Origin of the sequence: Panacagrimonas sp., from assembly GCF_965216805.1 — a bacterium.
Lineage (GTDB): Bacteria > Pseudomonadota > Gammaproteobacteria > Nevskiales > Nevskiaceae > Panacagrimonas.
Genome location: NZ_CBDCGN010000003.1, coordinates 1066234 through 1081905, shown reverse-complemented (window position 1 = coordinate 1081905; position 15672 = coordinate 1066234). Strand labels below are relative to the sequence as shown.

The window sequence follows — 15672 nt, the reverse complement described above, 5'->3', positions numbered from 1 at the left end:
ACGAAGCAAGAAGTCGGCGGCCATGACCATGGCCCCTCCTCACATGAGCGAGGAGGGGCTCTTCCGTCGAAGCTTTTCGTCATGGGTTGACGCTTTTGCTTACCTCTCCCGCAAGCGGGAGAGGTCGGCGCGAAGTGGTTGGGTCCCAGCGCAGGAGTGCCATTGAGGCACTCCTGCGTAAACCCAACCGGGGGAGGGCCGCTCGGTTGGGTGCCGCGGCGTCGGCGAGGCCCTCACCCCCAGCCCCTCTCCCGCTTGCGGGAGAGGGGAGCGCGCAATGCGGCCGGGCTGCGGTTGGTTGCTCATCAAGTCGACTTCTGAATAGGCACATCGCCGTAACCTGCGCCCTTGCGCGAACCCTCGGCATGACGCTGGAAGTACAGCCAGCCACCGATTGGGTTTGCCCGCCGCTCAGCGCCCCACCATCAGGCTGGCCACTGCGGACAGGTCTTCTTCGGTATCCACGCCGCGCGGTGGCGGGTTGTCGGTGATGCCGACGCGGATGCGAAAGCCGTGGGTCAGCGCGCGTAGCTGTTCCAGCGCCTCGCACTGTTCGAGTTCGGACGGCGGCAGTTCGCTGAATTGCGCAAGGCTACCCACGCGATACGCGTACAGGCCGATATGGCGGTAGGCCAGACTCGCCGGCATGTGAGCGGAGGCCTTGGTTACCGACACCGGATCGCGTCTCCATGGAATGGGCGCGCGCGAGAAGTACAGCGCGTAGCCGCGCCGGTCCATCACCAGCTTGACCACGTTGGGATTGAGCCAGTCCTCAAGCGCGTGCAGCGGGTGGGCCAGGGTGGCGATGTCGGCGCTGGCGTCGTCGGTCAGCAACTGCGCCGCCTCGCGCACCAGCGCCGGCGGCATCAGCGGTTCGTCGCCTTGCAGGTTGACCACGATGCTGTCACTTGCCCAGCCGGCCGCGCGCGCGACCTCGTTGACGCGATCGGTGCCGGACTGGTGAGTGGCGGCGGTGAGCCACACCTCGGCGCCGAATTGCCGCGCGGCATCGGCCACCGTGGCGTCGTCGGTGGCGATCACCACCTGTTGCGCGCCGCTGCCGCGCGCGGCTTCCCACACATGGCGCACCAGCGGCTTGCCGGCAATCTCGCGCAGGACCTTGCGCGGCAGGCGGGTGGAGCCGAGACGGGCGGGGATGACGACCTTGAAGTCCATGCTGCCCTCCGGTTGGGTCAGCCGAGTTCTTCCTCGGACAGGGGACGCGCTTCGTCTTCGAGCATCACCGGCACGCCGTCGCGCACCGGGTAGGCCAAACGCGATGCCCGGCACCACAGTTCCTGGACGTCGGCATGCCACTCCAGCGGCGCCTTGGTGACGGGGCAGACCAGGATATCGAGCAGTCGCTTGTCGAGCATCGGATCAGTGCTTGGGAGGAGGTTTCAGCGCGGCCAGAGATTGTTGCACAAGCGTGATCGCGTCCGCGTTGAACCGCGCCCGCACCGGCACCATGTGATGCAGGCCGGTGGCCCAGGGCCGGTATTTCACGGCGTCCTTCTCGGTCATCAACACCGGCAGCTCGTCGGCAAAATCCAGTTCGCCGTCAGCGTAGGCGTAGTGGTCCGGATAGGGGTGCAGGATCAGCTCGATCCCCTGCCCCGACAGCACTTCGAAAAAGCGCTCCGGATGACCGATGCCCGCCACGGCATGGACGCGGCGTCCGTGCCAGTCGGCCAGGGTGCTGCGCGTCGCGTCGCGCAGGGCCACCACGCCGGCAGGCTCCAGCTGCATGTCGATACGGCCCGGATGTTCCAGCGCGCTGAAGCCGCCGTTGACGATCACCAGCGGAATCTCCTGCAGGCGAGACGGCGGTTCGCGCAGCGGCCCGGCAGGCAGCAACGCGCCGTTGCCCAGACCGCGGCGCCCGTCGACAACGCAGATCTCCAGGTCGCGCGCCAGCCGATAGTGCTGCAGGCCGTCGTCGGTGACGACGATGTCGACATCATCCGAGCGCAGCATCGCGCGGCCGGCGGCGACGCGGTCCGGCGCTACCGTGACCGGTGCCCCGGTCCGCAAGGCGATCAACAGCGGCTCGTCGCCGCAGTGTTCCACCGGCGTGTCGGACGTGACCCGCAGCGGATAAGCCGGTGCGCGCCCGCCATAACCGCGCGCGATCAGGCCCGGCTTCCAGCCCGCGTCGCGCAGGTGTTCGAGCAGCCAGATCGCCACCGGGGTCTTGCCGGTGCCGCCGACGGCGATGTTGCCGACCACGATCACCGGCACCCGCAGGCGCTGTGCAGTGCGCTGCAGGCGCCAGCGGCGAAACGCGACGATCCAGCCGAACACGCGACTAAGCGGCCGCAAGGCGGCGGGAGGCGTGCTGGCATACCAGCGGCGCTGCAGCCTGTCGCGCAAGGAGGGCATCGGGACTCAGACCGGGTTATCGAACTGCATGCGATGCAGCGCGGCATAGGTACCGTCCAGCCGCAGCAGTTGCTCGTGATTGCCCTGCTCGACGATACGCCCGTCCTGCATCACCACGATCAGGTCGGCGTTCTGGATCGTGGACAAGCGATGTGCGATCACCAGTGTGGTGCGCCCTGCCACCAGCCGCTCCAGCGCCGCCTGGATCAGGCGCTCGGATTCCGTGTCCAACGCCGAGGTCGCCTCGTCCAGGATCAGGATGGGCGCGTCCTTGAGCAGGGCGCGGGCGATCGCAATGCGCTGACGCTGGCCGCCCGACAGCGAGGCCCCGTCCGGGCCCAGCGGCGTGTCCAGGCCCTGCGGCAGCTTTTCGATGAACTCCCAGGCATTGGCCGCCTTGGCCGCGTCCACAATGCGCGCGGGGTCGGGAATCGGGTCGAGGCCGTAAGCGATGTTCTCCGCCACGCTGCTGTTGAACAGGCGCACCTGCTGATCCACCAGTGCAATCTGCGCACGCACCCGTGGCAGCGGGTAGTCGCGCAGGTCGTGACCGTCGAGCAACACACAGCCAGAGTCGGGATCGTAGAAGCGCGGCACCAGCGACAGCAGCGTGGACTTGCCCGAACCCGAGCGTCCGACAAAGGCCACCGTCTGGCCCGGCGCAATCTTCACCGACACGCCCTTGAGCGCATCCGACAAATCACTGCGGTAGCGAAAGCGCAGATCGCGAAACTCGATCTCGCCGCGCGCTCGGACCAGTTCGCGATCACCACCGACCGGCTCGCGCTCCTCCGACATCAGCTTGAACAGGTCGGTGGCCGCAGCAATGCCGCGCTGCAATTTTTCGTTGACATTGCTGAGCGCGCGGATCGGCGCCAGCAAACCGAGCATGGCGCCGACAAAGGCCACAAAGGTGCCCGGGGTGATTTCTTCCAGCATCTGCGGCTGGGTGGCGACGAACACGATCGCCGCCACCGCCCAGGCAGCGATGAATTGGATCACCGCCTCGCTGCCGGCCTTGGTCGCCACCACCTTCATCGCCAGCACGCGCGCGCGCTCGTTCACCACCTCGAAGCGAGCACGCTCCTGTGCCTGCGCGTTGTGTACCTTGACCACGCGCTGGCCGGAGATGGTCTCGTCGGCCGCCTCGGTGACGATGCCCATGTTCTCCTGGATGCGTCGCGACACCTTGCGAAAGCGACGCGATACGTAGATCACCACGCCGGCAATCAGCGGCGCCACCGCCAGTGCGAACGTGGCGAGCTTGACGTTGAGCCAGAACATCAGTCCGATCAGGCCGATCACGGTCAGACCGTCCTTGATGATGGTGGTCAACGCAGTCGTAGCTGCTTCGGCCACCTGCTCCACGTGATAGGTCACGCGTGCGATCAGGTGCCCGCTGCTGATGCGGTCATATAGGCGGGTCGGCATCGCCAACAGATAATCGAACAGTTCGCCGCGCAGCGTCTTGATGACGTTCCGCGCAATCCATGACATGCCATAGCTGGACGCAAACGCCGACAATCCGCGAGCCAGGAACAGTCCGACGATCGCCCAGGGCATCCAGCGGATGATGTCCGGATCGCGCTCCACGAAACTGCCGTCCAGCAGCGGCTGCATCAGGCCCATGAAAGCCACGTCGGTGGCGGCCGCAGCCGCCATACCCAGCGTCGCCAGCACGAACACCCGCCACTGCGGGATCGAATAGCGCAGCAGGCGTTTGTAGACCGTGAGGGGCCGGTAATCCGGCAAGGGCGTAAAGCTCATGACGGCGCCGATGGTAGCAATACGCCGCTGCGGACTGACGGCAACCTTCGCGTAAACTCAAATGCCCTTCGATCAACCCGAGCTTACGCATGTCCAAAACCCTGTTCGAGAAGATCATGGATGGCGAGATTCCTGCGGAATTCGTTCACCAGGACGAGCATTGCATCGCCATCAAGGACATCAACCCCACCGCGCCGCTGCACCTGCTGGTGATACCGCGCAAGCCGATGCCACGGCTGTGCGACGCGGTACCGGAAGACCAGGCTCTGCTCGGCCATCTGCTGCTGGTGGCCAACCAGGTCGCTGCCGATGCCGGCTACGGCGAGGCATTCCGACTGGTGATCAACAACGGCGCCGCCGCCGGGCAGAGCGTGTTTCACCTGCACCTGCACGTCATCGCCGGCCGCCCGCTCAAATGGCCACCGGGGTGAGCGAGGCCGCGCATTGAAACGACCCGGTGGGTCGTTTCAGGCCTCGCGAACGCCCTGCCGCTCGTCGGCAGGGCCGGGCAGGAGCAAGGTGCAAATTTTTTGCACCCGCCCGCTCATTGGGCGGGCCGGGAACCCAGCGCAGTTTCCTCTCCCCCCAACCACCTATCGTGAGCCCTCGCGGACCAAAAGATTCGAGGCGGCCCGTCCCGCCACCAGCCCTCTCCCCAATTACCGTTCCGGCGGCTTCTGCCAATCCCCTCCTGCAGCCGCCGAGCGGACCACCCCGTGAACAAGGGATTCCCCGCCCGCGACGAAGCTGTCATGTTGAAGCTATGGCAATCCCGCAAGCCTCGCCACGCTCGGCCCTGATCCTGGAAGACATTCCGGAGGTCTCGACTTGGCTCGCAGCGCTGTTGCCGGACCTGTTTCCAGGCATCGCGGTACACACGGCGCCGACGCTGGCCGCAGCCCGCAACTTCCTGACCACCGCAGAGCAGCTCGATCTGGCGCTGATCGATCTGGCTCTGCCCGACGGCAACGGCACCGATCTGATCCGGGAACTTTCCAATACACGGCCGACCTGCGTCGTCGTCGTTACCACGTTGTTCGCCGATGACGAATTCCTGTTTCCAGCGCTGCGTGCCGGTGCCCAGGGCTATCTGCTCAAGGATCAGCGGCCGGAAAAATTTGCGGCAGCCCTGCGCGGCATACTGGAGGGCGAACCGCCGTTGTCGCCCAGCATCGCGCACCGGCTGCTGCGCACTTTCGGTCCGCCCGCAACGGCCGGTCTCGCGGCAATGCCCGCCCTGACCACGCGCGAACGCGAGGTGCTGACCCTGACCGCCAAGGGCTATCGCCTGCCGGAGGTCGCCGAGCGTCTGGCGGTCAGCCGGCACACCGTGTCGGACCATCTCAAGAGCATCTACCGCAAACTCAAGATCAACACGCGCGCCGAAGCAGCGCTCGAAGCGGCGCGGCTCGGGCTGGTCGGCAACCCGCACTGAATCCCCCGCGCCGGCGCGACGCGCGCGCGAGACCGGTGGCGATTGTGGCTTCCGGCAGCCGACAATACCGAATCCTGCGCCGCGCCCATTGCCGGTGTGCCAATCGCATCGCGTAGCCCCGCCCGCGGTGCTCGCAACTTCCTTCCGCATGTTCGGATACCCGCAGCTGCCGCCGCATCGCATCCTCACCGTTGCCCTGATGGCGGCGGCGGTGGCGGTCGCCATTGTCGTCGGCACCGCCCTGAGTCCGCCCTGGCTGGGCCTGCAACTGCAAGGCGACGGCGATGCCGTGGTGGTGGTGCACGTCCACCCGGCGGTAACAGCGCACCCGTTGCGCCGCGGCGACCGTATCGTGGCGGTCTACGGCGCGGACGGCGTCGCGCTGCCGGTCGGCGCGCAGGAGCTGACGCCCGAACCTGACATGGCGTTCTCGCGTTACTCGCAGATGGACGCCTTCTTCGAGCGTCAGACCCTGCTCGCGCGCGCGCTGCAGGCACCGGGCGCGTCGGTACGGCTGCACGACGGCCGCGTGAAGCAGATTCCCGTGCGGGACTCGCGGCCGCTCGCTTCGCTGCCGGTGGCGTTCTGGTTCCAGTTGCTGTGCGCGCTCGGCGGCCTGCTGGCGGGCGCCAGCGTATGGGCATTCCGCCCGCGCGATCCGGCCACGACCTACTACGCGACCACCGGCATCGGCATGCTGCTGTTCGACGCCTCCGCCGCCATCTACAGCACGCGCGAGTTCGTCATCGACGGTCAGTTGTTCATGGTCCTGTCGGCGCTCAATCAGTTCGGTGCCCTGCTGTTCTGCGGCGGCCTGATCGCGGTGCTGTGGTACTACCCCACGCAATTGGCGCCGTGGCGCGCCGGCCCCGTCATCGTGGGTACCTACGTGGCGACCGGCCTGGCCATCCCATTAAGGCTGGTCGACTCGGTGGAAGCGCTGGCGCATCTGCCGATCACGCTGGGCTATCTGTCGACCTACGGCCTGGCCGCCGTGCAGTGGCGCAGGACGCGCCGCGATCCGCTGCAGCGCGCGGCACTGCGGGCGTTCCTGCTGGCCTGGCTGTTCGGCAGCGGCGCGTTCGTGGCGGTGATGATCGTGCCGGCCATGTTCGGCATCGACAACGGCGCCCTGCAGGGCTACGCCTTCGGGTTCTTCCTGTTGATCTATGCCGGCATCGCCGCCGGTGTGCTGCGGTATCAGCTGTTCCGCCTGGATCGCTGGTGGTTTACCGCCTGGCGGTTGTTCTTTGGCGGCCTGGCCGTGATCGCGCTCGATCTGCTGTTCATCTACGTACTGCGGCTGGACGCGCGCAGCTCGCTGCTGATCTCGCTGGCATTGGCGGGCTGGCTGTATTTTCCGCTGCGCCTATGGCTGTGGAAGCGCCTGACCACGCGTGGCGGTGACCCCCAACAGGCGCTGATCCGCAGGGTCACCGAGAGTCTGGCGGACAAGGATCGTGGCGAACTCGACGCCTGGCGCAGCCTGCTCGAAAACACCTTCGCACCGCTGGCGGTCGAGGCGCTCGATGTCGTCGAGGACGCGGTCGCCGAAAGCGGTCTGGCGCTCAAGGTTGCCGCGCACGAGGGCCTGCCCGGACTGCGCCTGCAGTTCTGCGCCCGTGGGGACCGGCTGTTCGGGCAGGACGATCTGCGCACACTGCGCGAGCTGCGTCATCTGTTCCGCGAAATCCTGCGCTATCGCGGCATGCTCGAAGCCGCGGTGGCGCGGGAGCGCCGACGCGTCGCGCGCGATCTGCACGACGACGTCGGCGCGCGCCTGCTCACCATGAGTCACCGGCTGCCGCCCGAACAGGCCGAGCAGGCTCGCCAGGCACTGGCCGAACTGCGCGCCGTGGTTCACAGCATGCAGGCGCCGCCGATGTCGCTACGCGCGCTGCTGAGTCAATGGCAGGATGAACTGGAGGAGCGCTGTATCGCCGCCGGAGTCGCGCTGGACTGGTCTCTGGAAGGCGAGCTGCCCGAGCTCGAACTGGCCGGCGGCGAGGCGCTGTCGCTGACCCGTGTCCTGCGCGAGGCGCTCAGCAATGCGCTGCGTCACGCCGCTCCGGATCGGATCGCACTGCGCCTGAATTTCCGGGGCACGCGCTTATCGATGCAGCTACGCCATCGCCACCACGGTCCGGCCCCGGAACAGTGGACCGCATCCCTGGGGCTGCACAGCCTGCGCAGCCGCCTGGCACCGCTGCGTGGAGAAATCTCGTGGATTGCCCGCGATGGTGAACTGCATACCGACTGGCACGCCGAGCTGGCCGCGAATAGCCCGACAGACCCCGCGTTCGCCGGATAGAGCAGAAGCGTTCGATAAAACGCCGGGAAGCCTCAGGGCACCACCTCGAACGCCTGTCGCAACTGTTCGACCCGCGCCCGGTTGACGTCGAAATCGCGATAACCGAAGCGCGAGATCGAGCGCACCTCGATGCGCCCTTCCGGCAGCACCAGCAGTTCGACGTCGTCGCGGTAACGCATCCGTGGCGTGGCGAACACCGCGTGCAGATAACCTGGACTCTCGTGTTCGATCACGCCGCCCATGCGGTCGATCACCTCGCGCAGCATGGACACCGCGCGCAGGGTATCGCCGGTGTGGGCCAGCGCCGGCACGCGGTGGGCATCGTCGCTGGCGACCGAGGACACGCAACTCGGCCGCGCCGGACAGCCGGCGAACTCGCCGGTGAAGACGTAAAGATCGGCCGGGGTGGTGTGCGTCTTGTACAGCCCCAGCCCGACCACGCCCAGCGCGACGACGAGCAGCACGATCAACAGCGTCTTCATTTCTTGTGTTCTCCCTTGCGAGCCGGTTCACTGTGCACGAGCAGAGACGGGTCCAGCCGTACGTCGAACCAGTTGGCGCGCCAGCACAGATGCGGCCCGGTGGCGCGGCCGGTCTTGCCGACCTTGCCGATGATCGTGCCCGCATCCACCTCGTCACCCAGGTTCACGTCCAGTCTGGACAAGTGCAGGTAGGTCGTGGTGACACCATGACCGTGGTCGAGAATGAGCGTGCCGCCGGTGTAATAGAGATCGCGCTCGGCCAGCCGTACCACGCCGGCTGCGGGCGCACGCACCGGCGTGCCTTCGGCGGCCGCCAGATCGATGCCGAAATGCGGCTGCCGCGGCACGCCGTTGAGGATGCGCTTGGACCCGTACACGCCGGTCACGCGCGCGGCCAGCGGCCAGCGTTGCAGATTCGCGAAGTCGACGCGCGGGGTGTCGTGTTCGCGCGCCGCTGCCACTTTGCGTTGATCGTCGGCGATGCGCTTCAGCACCTCGGCCGGCGGTTCCACCATGGCCTTGGGCAGACCACCGATCTTCTGCACGTCGTACTGCCGCGCTTCCACGCTGTACTCGAAGCGCTGCGCAGTCCCGTCAGGATCGCGCACTTCCAGCGCGGCGGCCGGCGGCGCATCGTAGGCAATACCGATCACGAACCGACCGTCGCTGCTCACCGCGAGCTGGCGCCGATCGAAACGCACCCGCGATCCCGGCGCGATTTGGCCGACGATCAGCCCGCCCTGTATCCAGCGGCCCTGAATCTGCGGTGCCGCCTGCGCCATGCCGGAGACGGCCGCCAACCCCAAGCCGCAACCCAGCGCCAACATCCGCCCTCGCCGCAACATCGCCACGATCAGGGCCGGGCCTGGACGGTCAGGCGCTGCACGGCGTCGGCCAGCGGCAGGGTCTCCTGCCGCTCCTCGCCGCGGAAACGCAGGGTGACGGTGCCCTCTTCGGCCTCCTTGCGACCCACCACCACGATCACCGGGATTTTCTGCGAGGCGTGTTCGCGAATCTTGTAGTTGATCTTCTCGTTGCGCAGATCGGCTTCCACGCGCAGCCCGGCCTTCTTCATCGCCTCGCACACCTGCGTGGCATAGCCGTCGGCGTCGGAGACGATGGGCGCAACCACCGCCTGCACCGGTGCCAGCCACATCGGGAAGCCTCCGGCGTACTGCTCGATAAGAATGCCGATGAAGCGCTCGAAACTGCCCAGCACCGCGCGATGCAGCATCACCGGCCGCTGCTTGGAACCGTCTTCGGCGACGTACTCGGCATCAAGACGTTCCGGCAGCACAAAATCGACCTGCAAGGTTCCACACTGCCAGTCGCGGCCGATGGCATCGCGCAGGGTGAATTCCAGCTTGGGCCCGTAGAACGCGCCCTCGCCCGGATTCATGGTGTACGGCAGGCCCGCCTCTTCAACCGCCTTCTTCAGCGCACCTTCCGCCCGATCCCAGATCGCATCGTCGCCGGTGCGGTTCTCGGGTCGATCGGAGAATTTCACGCTCACATCGACGAAGCCGAGGTCGGTGTACATGCGCTTGAGCAGATCGCAGAACGCGACCGTCTCAGAACTGATCTGGTCTTCAGTGCAGAAGATATGCGCATCGTCCTGCACGAAGCCGCGCACTCTCATCAGACCGTGCAGCGCGCCCGACGGCTCGTAGCGATGACAGGCGCCGAACTCGGCCATGCGCAGCGGCAGGTCACGGTAGCTGCGAATGCCCTGGCGGAAGATCTGCACGTGGCAGGGACAGTTCATGGGCTTGACCGCGAGCACGGCCTTGCGCTGCACCCCGGCAACCTCACCCTCGTCGACTTCGGCGATGAACATGTTCTTGCGGTAGTTGGCCCAGTGCCCGGAATCCTCCCAGAGCTGGCGATCGACGAGCATGGGCGTGCGCACTTCCTGATAGTCGGCTGCGTCGAGCTGCTGGCGAACGTAGTTTTCCAGGGTGCGATACAGCGTCCAACCCTTGGGATGCCAGAACACCTGGCCCATGGCCTCTTCCTGCAGATGGAACAGGTCCAGCGCGCGGCCGAGCTTGCGGTGATCGCGCTTCTCGGCCTCCTCGATCATCTTGAGATGCGCCTTGAGCTCATCATCGTTGGCGAAGGCGAGGCCATAGATGCGCTGCAGCTGTGCATTTTTTGCATCGCCGCGCCAGTAGGCGCCGGAAACTTTCGTGAGCTTGAACGCGGTGCCGAGCTTGCCGGTGGACGGCAGATGCGGGCCCAGGCACAGATCCAGCCAGGTGTCGCCCTGGCGATAGATGGTGAGGGCCTGGTCCTTGAGGCCTTCGCGTATCCATTCGGCCTTGAATTTCTCGCCCGACTTCTCGAAGTGCGCAACCGCATCCTGGTGCGACCAGACCTCGCGCGTGATCGGTAGATCGCGCTTCACGATCTCGCGCATCTTCGCTTCGATCTTTTCAAGATCGGCTTCCGTAAACGGCTCGGCGCGCGCGAAGTCGTAGTAGAAGCCGTACTCGGTCGAAGGTCCGAAGGTGATCTGCGTACCCGGAAACAGCTCCTGCACCGCCTGCGCCATCACATGCGCGGCGTCGTGGCGGATGGTCTCCAGCGCCTCCGGCTTGTCTCGCGTGACGATGCTGATCGAAGCGTCTGCCTCGATCAGACGGGTCAGGTCCCACAACTCGCCATTGACCTGCACGAGCGCGGCCTTCTTGGCCAGGCCGGGAGAGATACCTTGGGCGATGGCAAGGCCCGTGACCGGCGCGTCGAAGGACTTCTGGTTGCCGTCGGGGAAGGTGATGTTGATGGACATGTTCAGAGAGATTTGGTGTCGAACCAGCAGCCTAATGATTGGGCTGCTTTCTTGAGTGCAGCGTCCTGCGTTGCAAGCCGCGCATTGTTACGCATTGCGCAGTCCAGATAGGCCGCGTCGTACGTCGTCAGGTCATGCTGCTCCGCGAGTTCGCTCAGCCGCAGCAGGTCGAAACGGACCGGCAACACGGTGATAGGAAGCTGCAGCGCCTCATGGATCGCAGTCAGGCGCCGCTCGCGGACCATGCGCTTGCGCCGCTCGAGTTGCCACAGGCTGTTGCCGAGCTCGAGCGGCCAGTGCCCGGGCACCAGCCATTCGTTGACTCCCATCCCAGCGAGCACGGCCTCCGCGTACTCGGTGACCTGCTGCGGGTGAAACCAGCCCAGGGTCACCGAATTATCCAGAACGATCCGCACGATCCAGTCTGTAATCTCTTACCACTTGCGACCGATATTTTTTAACTCTTCCCAGGGGATGGGCTTGCCCTTGGGCTTGATGCTGTCGCGCAGTTCCTTGAGCCGCTGGATCGTTTCACGCACTTCCAGCGTACGCGCGTCCGTCGGCTGCATTGGCACCAGCTTCGCCACCGGCTTGCCGTGCCGCGTAATCACCACTTCTTCGCCCTGCAGCACCTGGTCCAGAAGGTTGGACAGGCGGTTCTTGGCTTCGAGGGTGCCGACTTCGGTCATGGCCCGGCTCCAGAAAATTCTGGCCAGATTATAGTTCTTCTGGCCAGATTTTAGCTGACCTCTTTGGTGTCGCTCAGTTGCCTCCCGCGAGAAGATTTTCGAAGGGGTGGTGATGCTTCCATCGATAGTTACGGAAATCGCGCCGGTCGGTGGTCAGGATGCGCCCGTGCCCAAGGTGTTCGGCCAGCAAGACCAGTGAGGCGTCGGCGTAGTCCATCGGAAGGTCCCGGTACTGGTGCATCAGTCGCGCGATTCGCGGGAGTTCCTCGGTATCCAGTTCCAGCACTTCTACCGGACCGTCGCGCAGGGCTTCGACAAGCTGGAGCATCGCGCCGGCATGCTCTCGCCGATATAGCAGGTGACAAGCTTCTGTGATGACCGCGTGCGTGGTGATGAAACCGTCCGATTCATACTGCCCGGCCGCGACCAGCGCGGCGGCATGATCGCGGTCGCGACGGTTGTAGAGCGCCACCCAGAAGCCCGCATCAGCGATGACCATATTTCTCGTCGACGGCCTCGCGCACCAGCGCCTTGTAATTGGCTGAAGCGTCCGGACCCAGATCGACGGCGCCGATCACACCGTGCTTTTGTAGCGCCTCCAGCAGACTCAGCTTGCCCCGCCTCGGCCGGCGTGCGAAGTGCTCGCTGAGGGCCTGCTCGACCACTTCGGTGACCTTGAGCCCACGTTCACGGCGCTCCTCGTCCAGCAGACGCGCCAACTCCGGTTTGAGTCGCACGGTGACACGGTCGGGAAGGAGCTTGTCCAGCTTGTAAGAGCGCTTGTGTTCTGCGACTTTCATGGCAGATTTCGTCTGACGATGTCAGACAATCATACGCTTGTGTCTGGCGAACGGGAGTTTCGCGCGGGCGTTTCAAGCCCCAGCCTTGACGGCTGCCGCCCGCAAACGCGCCAGCGAGCGCTCGCGTCCCAGCAGGGCCAAGGTCTGGTCGATGGGCGGCGACACCGCCATGCCCGCGATGGCGACCCGAATCGGCTGCGCCACATCGCCCAGTTTGAGCCGCAGCTTTTCGGCCACGCCGTGCACAGCCGCGTGCAAGCTGTCGGGTTCCCACTCGGCGGCACTCAGCCCCTCGATCAGTGCGGCGAGCACGGGCGCCGACTTCGGTGTCAGGTGCTTGGCTGCGTCCTTCTCGTTGTAGCCGCTCAGCTCGGCGTAGAAGAACGCCGACTTCTCCGCCATCTCGGCCAGGGTGCGGCAGCGTTCGCGCTGCTGTTCGATCACGGCGGTCAGCGCCGGACCGTTCGCAGGGTCCAGGTTCAGGCGACGCAGATGCCAGTCGAATTCCGGCGCGATCACGGCCGGATCGGCGATCTTCAGGTATTGGTGATTGACCCAGAAGGCCTTCTCCATGTCGAAACGCGCCGGGCTGGCGGAGACATGGTCGAAGTCGAACTTGGCCAGCATTTCCTCACGCGTGAACAGTTCCTGATCGCCGTGGCTCCAGCCCAGGCGCACCAGATAATTCAGCAGCGCCTCAGGCATGAAACCCATGGCGCGGTACTCGATGACGCCGAGCGCACCGTGGCGCTTGGACAGCTTGGCGCCGTCAGCACCCAGGATCATCGACACGTGCGCATACGCCGGCGGTATCGCACCCAGTGCCTGCAGAATCTGCATCTGCCGCGGCGTGTTATTGACGTGATCGTCACCGCGGATGACGTGGGTGATGCCCATGTCCATGTCGTCGACCACGACACAGAAGTTGTAGGTGGGCGTGCCATCGCTGCGCGCGATGATCAGATCATCCAGTTCCTCGGCCGCGAACACGATCTCGCCCTTGATCAGATCTTTGAGCACCACGCTGCCCTCATTAGGGCTACGAAAGCGCACCACCGGCTTCACACCGGCTGGCGGCGACGGCAGGGTCTTGCCCGCCTCGGGCCGCCAGCGGCCGTCGTAGCGCGGCTTCTCCTTGCGCGCCTGCTGTTCGGCACGCAGCGCGTCGAGTTCTTCCTTGCTGGCATAGCAGTGATAGGCCGTGCCCTCGTCCAGCATCTGCCGGATCACCTCGGCATAGCGGCCAAAGCGCTGCGTCTGGTAGATCGGCTCGGCGTTGTCGCCGGCCAGGCCCAGCCAGGCCATGCCCTCGAAGATCGCGTCCACCGCCTCCTGGGTGCTGCGCTCGCGGTCGGTGTCCTCGATACGCAGCAGGAATTTTCCGCCGCGGCCTTTCGCGTACAGATAGGAAAACAGCGCCGTGCGGGCGCCGCCAATGTGCAGGTAGCCGGTGGGGCTGGGCGCGAAACGAGTGACGGTCATAGGACGGGAATCGGGAATGGGGAATCGGGAATCGGCTTGCAGTGACATCCGGCCAAGCCATCTCCGAGGCCGCCGCATTCTAAACTAGCCGCCTTCACGCCCTCCCGCCCGCTCCTGTCTCAAATCTCGATTCCCGATTCCCGACTTCCACAGCATGACTTCCCTGTTTGTCGAACACCTGACCGTCATCGACTGCGCCTACCTGGACGCGCAGCGCGGTCTGGTGGGCGAGAGCTGGATCGTGGACGTGGAGATGGAGGGCGATCTGGACGCGCAGTCCATGGTGCTGGACTTCGGCGAGGTCAAACGGCGGCTGAAACGCGCCATCGACGGCGGCCTGGATCACAGCCTGCTGGTGCCGACCCAAGCGCCGGAATTACGGCTGCAACTGACGGATACGGATGTGCGCCTGCGCTTCGTATCGCAGCACGGCGAGATCGAACAGCTCAGCCCGCCCTGTGCGCTCAGCCTGCTGGCGGTTTCCCGCATTGACGCCGCGAGCGCGGCGGCGCACCTGGAAACCACGCTCAAGCCCATCCTGCCGGCCAATGTCGCACGCCTGAGCCTGCATCTGCGGCCCGAGCACATCGAAGGCGCCAGCTACCACTACGTTCATGGCCTGAAGAAGCACGCCGGCCAGTGCCAGCGCATCGCCCATGGGCACCGTTCGCGGCTGGAAATCCATGTCGACGGCCAGCGTCGTGCCGACCTCGAAGCGGCGCAGGCGCGGGCCTGGACCGACATCTATCTGGGCACGCGCGAGAACGTGATTGCGCAGACCAGCGACCGCATCGCGTTCGCCTATGACGCCCCCGAAGGCCGCTTCGAGTTGAGCCTGCCGGCAGCGACCGTCGACCTGCTCGATACGGATTCCACCGTAGAGCGCATCGCCGAGCATCTGGCGCGGCGGGTTGCGCACGCGCATCCCGGCCGGGCCGTGGAAGTGCGCGCCTACGAAGGCGTCATGAAGGGCGCCCGCGCGCGGGCTTGAGTTGCACCCGGCCGGGCCCACGTATAATCGCGCCCCCGCTTTTGCTGCCGAGCCGTGCCATGTCATCGAACGACGTCGAATTCTCCAAGCGCCTGACCATCGAACAGGTCGAGGAAGGCCATGAGCTGGCGCCCAAGTTCGACGAGCACGGCCTGATTCCCTGCGTCACCACCGCTGCCGGGTCCGGCGAGGTGCTGATGCTGGGTTACATGAACATCGAGGCACTGAAGAAGACCATCACCACCGGCGAGGCGCACTACTACAGCCGCAGCCGCAAGCAGCTGTGGCACAAGGGTGCAACCTCCGGCCTGGTGCAGAAGGTCACCGAGATGCGTATCGACGACGACCAGGACGCCATCTGGCTGCGCGTGGAAATTCCCGGCGATGCGAGCTGCCACGTCGGCTACCGCTCCTGCTTCTACCGCTCGATTCCGACCGGTGAAGGCAGCGACAAGCGCGAGCTGCATTTCGAGGAATCCGAGAAAAGCTTCGACCCCAAGAAGGTCTACGGCGACGCGCCGAACCCGACAGTCCTGTAAGTC

17 protein-coding genes are annotated in these 15672 nt (G+C 65.7%); 5 read left to right on the top strand and 12 right to left on the bottom strand.

Annotation, left to right across the window (positions count from 1 at the left end; translation table 11 throughout):
* Positions 1–411 precede the first annotated feature (411 nt).
* From kdsB to msbA, 4 genes are read right to left on the bottom strand one after another with little or no spacing between them, the layout of a single operon-like run.
* Positions 412–1176: a 3-deoxy-manno-octulosonate cytidylyltransferase gene (gene kdsB / locus ACOOHP_RS17970; protein ID WP_420467858.1), complete on the bottom strand. Its 765-nt coding sequence runs from the start codon at positions 1174–1176 to the stop codon at positions 412–414.
* 17 nt (positions 1177–1193) lie between these two features.
* Entirely contained in the window at positions 1194–1376 is a 183-nt protein-coding gene (locus ACOOHP_RS17965) for a Trm112 family protein (protein ID WP_420467857.1), read from the bottom strand.
* Positions 1377–1380: 4 nt separating this feature from the next.
* On the bottom strand, positions 1381–2382 hold the full coding sequence (lpxK, locus tag ACOOHP_RS17960; RefSeq protein WP_420467856.1) for a tetraacyldisaccharide 4'-kinase: 1002 nt from the start codon (positions 2380–2382) through the stop codon (positions 1381–1383).
* Between the two features lie 6 nt (positions 2383–2388).
* A complete protein-coding gene (msbA, locus tag ACOOHP_RS17955) occupies positions 2389–4149 on the bottom strand; it encodes a lipid A export permease/ATP-binding protein MsbA (protein WP_420467855.1) in 1761 nt (586 codons plus the stop codon).
* Positions 4150–4238: 89 nt separating this feature from the next.
* On the opposite strand from msbA, the gene ACOOHP_RS17950 reads away from it, so the two are divergent.
* The 3 genes from ACOOHP_RS17950 to ACOOHP_RS17940 all read left to right on the top strand — a co-directional run bounded on the left by ACOOHP_RS17950 (position 4239) and on the right by ACOOHP_RS17940 (position 7895).
* A complete protein-coding gene (locus ACOOHP_RS17950) occupies positions 4239–4580 on the top strand; it encodes a histidine triad nucleotide-binding protein (protein ID WP_420467854.1) in 342 nt (113 codons plus the stop codon).
* 332 nt (positions 4581–4912) lie between these two features.
* Positions 4913–5584 (top strand): response regulator, encoded by a 672-nt coding sequence (locus ACOOHP_RS17945; protein ID WP_420467853.1) that lies wholly within the window; start codon positions 4913–4915, stop codon positions 5582–5584.
* A gap of 148 nt (positions 5585–5732) precedes the next feature.
* The gene (locus ACOOHP_RS17940) at positions 5733–7895 is read left to right on the top strand and encodes a sensor histidine kinase (RefSeq protein WP_420467852.1); all 2163 of its coding nucleotides are present in this window, start codon (positions 5733–5735) and stop codon (positions 7893–7895) included.
* Between the two features lie 32 nt (positions 7896–7927).
* On the opposite strand, the gene ACOOHP_RS17935 is transcribed toward ACOOHP_RS17940, so the two are convergent.
* From ACOOHP_RS17935 to gltX, 8 genes are all read right to left on the bottom strand, one after another.
* Entirely contained in the window at positions 7928–8377 is a 450-nt protein-coding gene (locus ACOOHP_RS17935; RefSeq protein ID WP_420467851.1) for a DUF1499 domain-containing protein, read from the bottom strand.
* Entirely contained in the window at positions 8374–9204 is an 831-nt protein-coding gene (locus tag ACOOHP_RS17930) for a M23 family metallopeptidase (protein WP_420467850.1), read from the bottom strand. Before ACOOHP_RS17930 ends, ACOOHP_RS17935 begins: the two co-directional genes overlap by 4 nt.
* A gap of 26 nt (positions 9205–9230) precedes the next feature.
* Positions 9231–11168 (bottom strand): threonine--tRNA ligase, encoded by a 1938-nt coding sequence (gene thrS / locus ACOOHP_RS17925; protein ID WP_420467849.1) that lies wholly within the window; start codon positions 11166–11168, stop codon positions 9231–9233.
* 2 nt (positions 11169–11170) lie between these two features.
* Positions 11171–11584 (bottom strand): type II toxin-antitoxin system VapC family toxin, encoded by a 414-nt coding sequence (locus tag ACOOHP_RS17920; RefSeq protein ID WP_420467848.1) that lies wholly within the window; start codon positions 11582–11584, stop codon positions 11171–11173.
* Positions 11585–11602: 18 nt separating this feature from the next.
* Positions 11603–11857 (bottom strand): type II toxin-antitoxin system Phd/YefM family antitoxin, encoded by a 255-nt coding sequence (locus tag ACOOHP_RS17915; RefSeq protein WP_420467847.1) that lies wholly within the window; start codon positions 11855–11857, stop codon positions 11603–11605.
* A 73-nt stretch (positions 11858–11930) separates the two neighbouring features.
* Complete coding sequence (locus ACOOHP_RS17910) at positions 11931–12356, bottom strand: type II toxin-antitoxin system VapC family toxin (protein WP_420467846.1); 426 nt, start codon at positions 12354–12356, stop codon at positions 11931–11933.
* Positions 12343–12657, bottom strand: coding sequence for a CopG family transcriptional regulator (locus ACOOHP_RS17905; protein WP_420467845.1), 315 nt, complete (start codon positions 12655–12657; stop codon positions 12343–12345). Before ACOOHP_RS17905 ends, ACOOHP_RS17910 begins: the two co-directional genes overlap by 14 nt.
* 72 nt (positions 12658–12729) lie before the next feature.
* Positions 12730–14139, bottom strand: a complete 1410-nt coding sequence (gene gltX / locus ACOOHP_RS17900; RefSeq protein ID WP_420467844.1) for a glutamate--tRNA ligase — start codon at positions 14137–14139, stop codon at positions 12730–12732.
* 154 nt (positions 14140–14293) lie between these two features.
* On the opposite strand from gltX, the gene ACOOHP_RS17895 reads away from it, so the two are divergent.
* A complete protein-coding gene (locus ACOOHP_RS17895) occupies positions 14294–15130 on the top strand; it encodes a 6-pyruvoyl trahydropterin synthase family protein (protein ID WP_420467843.1) in 837 nt (278 codons plus the stop codon).
* Between the two features lie 59 nt (positions 15131–15189).
* Complete coding sequence (gene hisI / locus ACOOHP_RS17890) at positions 15190–15669, top strand: phosphoribosyl-AMP cyclohydrolase (protein WP_420467842.1); 480 nt, start codon at positions 15190–15192, stop codon at positions 15667–15669.
* The last annotated feature ends 3 nt before the right edge of the window (positions 15670–15672 follow it).

Bases quoted from the DNA above. Each gene is read 5' to 3' on its own strand.
- kdsB (WP_420467858.1), bottom strand. From the start codon at position 1,176: ATGGACTTCAAGGTCGTCATCCCCGCCCGTCTCGGCTCCACCCGCCTG.
- ACOOHP_RS17965 (WP_420467857.1), bottom strand. From the start codon at position 1,376: ATGCTCGACAAGCGACTGCTCGATATCCTGGTCTGCCCCGTCACCAAG.
- lpxK (WP_420467856.1), bottom strand. From the start codon at position 2,382: ATGCCCTCCTTGCGCGACAGGCTGCAGCGCCGCTGGTATGCCAGCACG.
- msbA (WP_420467855.1), bottom strand. From the start codon at position 4,149: ATGAGCTTTACGCCCTTGCCGGATTACCGGCCCCTCACGGTCTACAAA.
- ACOOHP_RS17950 (WP_420467854.1), top strand. From the start codon at position 4,239: ATGTCCAAAACCCTGTTCGAGAAGATCATGGATGGCGAGATTCCTGCG.
- ACOOHP_RS17945 (WP_420467853.1), top strand. From the start codon at position 4,913: ATGGCAATCCCGCAAGCCTCGCCACGCTCGGCCCTGATCCTGGAAGAC.
- ACOOHP_RS17940 (WP_420467852.1), top strand. From the start codon at position 5,733: ATGTTCGGATACCCGCAGCTGCCGCCGCATCGCATCCTCACCGTTGCC.
- ACOOHP_RS17935 (WP_420467851.1), bottom strand. From the start codon at position 8,377: ATGAAGACGCTGTTGATCGTGCTGCTCGTCGTCGCGCTGGGCGTGGTC.
- ACOOHP_RS17930 (WP_420467850.1), bottom strand. From the start codon at position 9,204: ATGTTGGCGCTGGGTTGCGGCTTGGGGTTGGCGGCCGTCTCCGGCATG.
- thrS (WP_420467849.1), bottom strand. From the start codon at position 11,168: ATGTCCATCAACATCACCTTCCCCGACGGCAACCAGAAGTCCTTCGAC.
- ACOOHP_RS17915 (WP_420467847.1), bottom strand. From the start codon at position 11,857: ATGACCGAAGTCGGCACCCTCGAAGCCAAGAACCGCCTGTCCAACCTT.
- ACOOHP_RS17910 (WP_420467846.1), bottom strand. From the start codon at position 12,356: ATGGTCATCGCTGATGCGGGCTTCTGGGTGGCGCTCTACAACCGTCGC.
- ACOOHP_RS17905 (WP_420467845.1), bottom strand. From the start codon at position 12,657: ATGAAAGTCGCAGAACACAAGCGCTCTTACAAGCTGGACAAGCTCCTT.
- gltX (WP_420467844.1), bottom strand. From the start codon at position 14,139: ATGACCGTCACTCGTTTCGCGCCCAGCCCCACCGGCTACCTGCACATT.
- ACOOHP_RS17895 (WP_420467843.1), top strand. From the start codon at position 14,294: ATGACTTCCCTGTTTGTCGAACACCTGACCGTCATCGACTGCGCCTAC.
- hisI (WP_420467842.1), top strand. From the start codon at position 15,190: ATGTCATCGAACGACGTCGAATTCTCCAAGCGCCTGACCATCGAACAG.